The sequence below is a fragment of the Pseudanabaena biceps PCC 7429 genome, from assembly GCF_000332215.1.
GTDB classification, from domain to species: domain Bacteria; phylum Cyanobacteriota; class Cyanobacteriia; order Pseudanabaenales; family Pseudanabaenaceae; genus Pseudanabaena; species Pseudanabaena biceps.
Map to the genome: position 1 here is coordinate 1 of NZ_ALWB01000268.1, position 5,975 is coordinate 5,975.

A 5,975-nucleotide genomic window follows, 5' to 3' on the forward strand; every position below is an offset into this window, starting at 1 on the left:
AGTTGCGGCGCTTCGCGCCGCAACTCTCTATTGAGTTTGATGTTTGTCCTAACATTACTGACTATAGCTATAAAATCACACATTTTCTAAACAAAAAGCCCGCCTAGGCGGGCTTTTTGTTTATAGAAATTACTTCTTATCTTTAGAAGGAACCTTAGGCGGTTCGCGGAAGAAGATTGCAAAGAAGAACAAACCAATCAAACAAGCGAAAATAAAGGTATAAGTAAGAGCTTCCATTGAATTTTATGCCTCAATAGCGCGAGTAGTTTTGTCACCAACTTTTTGGAATGCACCCCATTCAACTTGCTCTTCGCTGAGTTCTGGGTCAACCCCAGCAAACACATCGCGGAACAAGGTACGAGCACCATGCCAAATATGACCGAAGAAGAAGAATAGAGCAAATACTGCATGTCCGAAAGTGAACCAACCACGAGGGCTAGTACGGAATACACCATCGGAATTATTTTTTTCTTGGTCAAATTCAAAGATTTCGCCTAGCTGAGCTTGGCGTGCATACTTCTTAACGGTTGGGGCATCGGTAAAAGACTTACCATTTAACTCTCCACCGACAAAGGAGACAGTAACACCAGTCTGTTCAACACTGTACTTTGATTCAGCACGACGGAAAGGAATGTCAGCTCTAACCACACCATCTTGATCTTGAAGAACAACAGGGAAGGTTTCAAAGAAGTTAGGCAAGCGGCGGACGCTCAACTCACGACCTTCACCATCTTTGAAAATGGGATGCCCTTGCCAACCTTGGGCAATACCATCACCATTATTCATTGGACCAACGCGGAACAAACCACCTTTAGCAGGGCTGTTACCAACATAGTCATAGAAAGCAAGTTTATCAGGAATCTTCGACCAAGCATCTTCAGCACTCAAGCCAGCATTGAGGCCAGTTTGAACGCGGCGAGAAATTTCTTGCTGGAAAGAATTGCTATCCCATTGATAGCGGGTAGGACCAAATAACTCGATGGGAGTTGCTGCCGAGCCGTACCACATGGTTCCAGCAACGACAAAGGCTGCAAAGAATACCGCTGCAATGCTGCTAGAGAGAACGGTTTCGATGTTACCCATCCGCAGGGCTTTGTATAAACGCTCTGGTGGACGCACTGTCAAGTGAAATAGACCAGCAACGATACCAACGATACCAGCAGCAATATGGTGAGCCACGATACCGCCAGCATTGAAGGGGTTAAATCCATTTGGTCCCCATTCAGGCGCTACAGGTGCAACATGACCAGTCAAGCCATAGGCATCAGATACCCACATGCCAGGACCAAAGAGTCCTGTTTGGTGGAATGCACCAAAACCAAAGCAGAGTAACCCAGATAAGAAAAGGTGAATACCGAACATCTTCGGCAAGTCCAAAGCTGGCTCACCTGTGCGAGGATCTCTAAATAGTTCTAAATCCCAGTTAACCCAGTGCCAAATGGCAGCTAGGAAAAGTAAACCAGAAAGGACGATGTGGGCTAGAGCAACACCTTCAAAAGACCAAAAACCAGGGTCAGCAACTTGTTCGCCAGTAATTGTCCAGCCACTCCAAGAGTTGGTAATACCAAGACGGGTCATGAAGGGCATGACGAACATACCTTGCCGCCACATGGGGTTGAGGACGGGGTCACTGGGGTCAAAAATTGCTAGCTCATAAAGTGCCATCGAGCCTGCCCACCCTGCTACGAGAGCAGTGTGCATCAGGTGCGTGGCGATCAGTCTTCCTGGATCGTTCAGGAGAACTGTATGCACTCGATACCAGGGTAATCCCATTGCAAATGTTCCTTAATCTATGTAGTGAGTAAGATCTTAACGATTCTTAATTTTAATTTATGATAATTGATCCTGACTTTGCTTACCACTCAAAATACTTAAGGTAATGTGAGGAAATAACTGCGTCAGAATCGACCAACAAGTCTAATTATTTTATTTGTATCAACATAATAAACTATTCCCTCCGATTGATTCCGATTGATTCCGATAAAACCTAAAAAGCAAGGTCAATGCTTTAGCGTTCGTTGGCTAGAGAAGGGAGTGGTGGCGCTTTGCGTCGCCATTCCCCTCTTTGGTTTTAAAAGCTGACTTCAGATGTAAGTAGCTGGGCATAATTAATTACAAACCCAAACCCGTAAAATTGCGCCCCTACGGGGCGCAACTTTACGGGTTTGGGTAATTTATTTTGCACAAGCACTTATATTCGGTGTTTGGGGCTGTAAATCTTGGTTGGCATATGCGATCGCGATATTTTAACCACCAAATCGCCGCCCCGATCGCTGCTACTGGTAGGAGTGACTATGCGGGGCATAAATAATTCAGGATGTAGTGCTTTCCAGAAATATTCCACAAAATGGGCGATTTCGCGATCGCTCATGCCCGTTTTCCCCGTGGCAATTAGTTTGTGTTCGGCTTCAATGCGCCATTGCAGGCTGTAGGTATAGTCTTCAGGGACGAGAACGATCAGGCTATCGAGGTAGTCCCAGAGTGGTAAGTAATTGTGTAGGTTGGCATTACATTCAAGGGCAAACTCGAGATCGCGCTCCGACAGAATGGGTGGGACAAAATTGCGAAATGCAGAAACAGGCAGGGGACGCAACCCGACAAACCAGCCTTCAAACAGAACGATATCGGCATTCTCGGAAATTTCAGACTCGCCCCGATCCCCTGCCCCATTATGTAATGACTTATCAAAACGCGGGATAGAAATCGATTGACTATGGGCAGGTGGGCGATCGCGTAATTTCTGTAAAACTTTAACCCCTAAATCAATATCGTGGGTACTGGGGGGACCTCGCCAAATTATTTCGGGACGGTGATCACGCAATTTTTGGCGATCGGTATAGGTTTTATAGAAATCATCAAGGGAGATGCTCAGGAAAGTCTTACCTAGATGTCGTAACAATATATTCAAGACGTACCCTAGGGTTGTTTTACCTGTGCCTTGTCCACCTAATAAGCCTTGGATCAAGGTACGCCCAGCTTTTTCTTGCTGAAAGACCAGCTTTTGAGCGAGGGGTAACCAGTAGTACCACAACAGGGAAAATAAGACGGAATGGGGCGAAATTAGAATATTTTGACAACTCAAGGCTTGCGAGATCTCTGGATACACTAACGCCATGAGACGCGATCGCCGATCAACGATGTCATTAAATACCTCATCTGCCATATTTGAATCTGCGATCATCTCGATTGATAATGCATCGAACGGCAAAAAACAATCGCTATTTTTTTTGATATCCCCCACTAATAATTCACGATCTGCGCTGGATAAGCGATCGCCTTGAATTATTAGTTCAAAAATTCTTATAGGTATATTTTCGATCATTTCCTTACTTAACAAGGCTTCTACACGATCTATCCGATCAATTAGCTATACAGATTACAAATTTACAAAAATTAAGCTATTAATTAACAATTATTTAACATAGAATAAAATCAGTGAGTAATTATACGTAGGCTCCTCCACATAAACTACATATTTTTACTTAGTCCCTAAATTAGTTAGATCCATTACTAAACAGAAAAAATTACAACTATGAACTTGAAAGCTCTTTTGATTGTTGCAAGCCTTGGATTATCAGCTGGTTTGGTCTCCTGCGCTACTGAAACCCCAGCTCCTACTGCTACTCCAGCAGCTACATCTACACCTGCTGCAAAGCCTGATGCTACGAAAGATGCTAAGCCTGCTGCTGATAAAGACAAGTCTACTGCTAAGCCTGATGCCGCTAAGGATGCGAAGCCTGATGCCGCTAAGGATGCTAAGCCTGGTGATGCTGCTAAGCCTGGCGATGCTGCTAAGCCTGATGCTACCAAGGACAAGGCTGGTGACGCAATGAAGCCTGATGCTGCTAAGGATCCTAAGCCTGGCGATGCGATGAAGTCTGATGCTAAGCCTGCTGATGCTGCTAAGCCTGGTGATGCTCCTAAGCCTGATGCTGCTAAGCCCGCTGACGATGCTAAAAAGCCTCAGTAGTATTTGGTAGTATTTGGTAGTAATTAGAATACCTAAAGATTCAGAATACCTAGAAAATAGTTAGGATTTTGAAATAAACCCTCAAAAAAGAGGTGATGCCATGCGTCACCTCTTTTTTTGGTTTGTTCCCGCGATTGATTCGGCTAGAATCTAAACAAAAGCCTCTAGGAATAGTCATGCGATCGCCAACTCAACCAACTCCAAAGGCAGCAAAAATCCCCCACCAAGATTTGCCAGCTAAAATTTTCCATTGGGTAAGTCTCGTTAGTTTATTTTTGATGATCGCAAGCGGGCTCCAAATTTATAACGCCAATCCCGTATTTGGAGGACGCGAGGGTATACATATTCCTCCTATTTTGGGTTTAGGAGGATGGTTAGCGGGGGGCAGGCATTGGCATTTTGCGACAATGTGGATCTTTGCGTTGAATTTGCTTTGGTATGGAATTTATGTAGTGCTGACCCGAAGATGGCGACATCGCTATATGAGCAGCAAAGATGCCAAAGCCCTAGTTTTTAGTCAAAATAACAAGCGGAAGAACTATGCTTGGCATCGTTTGGTTTATACCCTGCTGATCCCGATTTTATTATTATCAATTTTTACGGGGTTAGGCATGTTTAAGCCTGCTCAGTTTTATTGGATTGTAGATAGCTTTGGGGGATGGGATGCCCTGCGAATTACCCATTTTATGGCAGTCCCGATCACAATCTGTTTAGCTGCCATACATTCCCAACTAGGGCGGAACGTCGGTGGCGATCGCTTGCTAGATTCCATGTTTTGGTCAGACCAATCCGCTCTCTCCGATCAGGATTGACCTAATTTTTATCATTTTTTTATCATTAAAGATCATTAAAAAACTTAAAAGCCATGCCAGAAGACCCTCAACAACTGCCAGATTTAAACCTTGACGATACCGATTTGGTTCCCCGTCGTCGCTTTTTGACCTTGGCAGGTATGGGCTTGTTAACAATTGGCTTTGGCAGTCTTGCGGAAGGGCTAGTAGGCAGTTTATCGGAGCCTCTTAACCAGCAGGTCGAGTCATTAATTTTTCAACCCCAACAGCCAATACCAGAGTTTCCGATTAGTGCGATCGAACCCGATAAATTAATTGTCAATACCTTTCGATTTACTCCTGCGATCGCGCTTGAAACCTATCGATTAATTATTGATGGTGAAGTGAATAATCCTCTGAGTCTTAATATGAGCGACCTGCAAAAATTACCCTTTAGAAATATGGTCATCCGCCATGTTTGTGTCGAGGGCTGGGCGGCGATCGTTCAATGGGGTGGAGTAAGGGTCAGAGATCTGCTAGCGATCGCCCAGCCATCCCATCAAGCTAGATATGCCTATTTCTATTCGGCAGATGGCTATTATGAAAGCTGGGATCTCGATTCGGTCATGCATCCCCAAACCTTGATGGCATACCAAAAAAATGGACAGCCTCTAGCCAAAGAAAATGGTGCGCCCCTACGTCTCGCTTCACCGATCAAACTTGGCTATAAGCTCAGTAAATGGGTAACCAGAATTCAACTGACAAAGGAACTTGGAGAAAAGCGAGGCTATTGGGAGGATCTTGGCTACGAATGGTACGCGGGACTATAGCGATCGCTCAATAGCCAATGAAATTCTAGCAACCTAGCAGCAGGCTAAATTCTTGATTAATCTTTTTTGATTTGTGAACTTTTATTACAATATCTGTGCTATGTTCATCTGAGGCATCGAAACTCGAATACCTCAAGCAATGCAGCATTCTTCACTAATTCTTCAATTTTAATTAGATAAGATTTATGCGTTTAATCTTTACAAATAGTTTTAATCGATTTCAGACCATTAACGCAACACAGGCATGGTCATTATTTTTAACAGGCTGCAAACAGGATAATTCCTTAGGCGACAATCCGATGATTGGCAAATACTTAACGGTTTCAATCTTAGGGGCAATCACCGCTCAGATTCTCGAAGCAACCCTATAGAAAACCAAAATGGAGAGTGGCGGCGCGAAGCGCC

At 44.2% G+C, this 5,975-nt stretch carries 7 protein-coding genes; 4 read left to right on the forward strand and 3 right to left on the reverse strand.

What is annotated here, in order from left to right:
- Window positions 1-129: 129 nt before the first annotated feature.
- From PSE7429_RS24725 to PSE7429_RS20395, 3 genes are all read right to left on the reverse strand, one after another.
- Entirely contained in the window at window positions 130-237 is a 108-nt protein-coding gene (locus tag PSE7429_RS24725) for a photosystem II reaction center protein T (protein WP_071590185.1), read from the reverse strand.
- Between the two features lie 6 nt (window positions 238-243).
- The gene (psbB, locus tag PSE7429_RS20390) at window positions 244-1,773 is read right to left on the reverse strand and encodes a photosystem II chlorophyll-binding protein CP47 (protein ID WP_009629246.1); all 1,530 of its coding nucleotides are present in this window, start codon (window positions 1,771-1,773) and stop codon (window positions 244-246) included.
- Between the two features lie 418 nt (window positions 1,774-2,191).
- Window positions 2,192-3,322 (reverse strand): glycerate kinase, encoded by a 1,131-nt coding sequence (locus PSE7429_RS20395; RefSeq protein WP_009629247.1) that lies wholly within the window; start codon window positions 3,320-3,322, stop codon window positions 2,192-2,194.
- 210 nt (window positions 3,323-3,532) lie between these two features.
- On the opposite strand from PSE7429_RS20395, the gene PSE7429_RS20400 reads away from it, so the two are divergent.
- The 4 genes from PSE7429_RS20400 to PSE7429_RS20415 all read left to right on the forward strand — a co-directional run bounded on the left by PSE7429_RS20400 (window position 3,533) and on the right by PSE7429_RS20415 (window position 5,941).
- Window positions 3,533-3,970 carry a hypothetical protein gene (locus tag PSE7429_RS20400; RefSeq protein ID WP_009629248.1) on the forward strand — a complete coding sequence of 146 codons (438 nt, stop codon included), beginning with the start codon at window positions 3,533-3,535 and terminating at the stop codon, window positions 3,968-3,970.
- Window positions 3,971-4,146: 176 nt separating this feature from the next.
- Window positions 4,147-4,782: a cytochrome b/b6 domain-containing protein gene (locus PSE7429_RS20405; RefSeq protein ID WP_009629249.1), complete on the forward strand. Its 636-nt coding sequence runs from the start codon at window positions 4,147-4,149 to the stop codon at window positions 4,780-4,782.
- A gap of 53 nt (window positions 4,783-4,835) precedes the next feature.
- Window positions 4,836-5,570 (forward strand): molybdopterin-dependent oxidoreductase, encoded by a 735-nt coding sequence (locus PSE7429_RS20410; RefSeq protein WP_009629250.1) that lies wholly within the window; start codon window positions 4,836-4,838, stop codon window positions 5,568-5,570.
- Between the two features lie 185 nt (window positions 5,571-5,755).
- The gene (locus tag PSE7429_RS20415) at window positions 5,756-5,941 is read left to right on the forward strand and encodes a hypothetical protein (RefSeq protein ID WP_009629251.1); all 186 of its coding nucleotides are present in this window, start codon (window positions 5,756-5,758) and stop codon (window positions 5,939-5,941) included.
- Window positions 5,942-5,975 lie beyond the last annotated feature (34 nt).

Coding starts and splice junctions, on each gene's coding strand:
- PSE7429_RS20400 (WP_009629248.1), top strand. CDS start 3,533: ATGAACTTGAAAGCTCTTTTGATTGTTGCAAGCCTTGGATTATCAGCT.
- PSE7429_RS20395 (WP_009629247.1), bottom strand. CDS start 3,322: ATGATCGAAAATATACCTATAAGAATTTTTGAACTAATAATTCAAGGC.
- PSE7429_RS20415 (WP_009629251.1), top strand. CDS start 5,756: ATGCGTTTAATCTTTACAAATAGTTTTAATCGATTTCAGACCATTAAC.
- PSE7429_RS24725 (WP_071590185.1), bottom strand. CDS start 237: ATGGAAGCTCTTACTTATACCTTTATTTTCGCTTGTTTGATTGGTTTG.
- PSE7429_RS20405 (WP_009629249.1), top strand. CDS start 4,147: ATGCGATCGCCAACTCAACCAACTCCAAAGGCAGCAAAAATCCCCCAC.
- psbB (WP_009629246.1), bottom strand. CDS start 1,773: ATGGGATTACCCTGGTATCGAGTGCATACAGTTCTCCTGAACGATCCA.
- PSE7429_RS20410 (WP_009629250.1), top strand. CDS start 4,836: ATGCCAGAAGACCCTCAACAACTGCCAGATTTAAACCTTGACGATACC.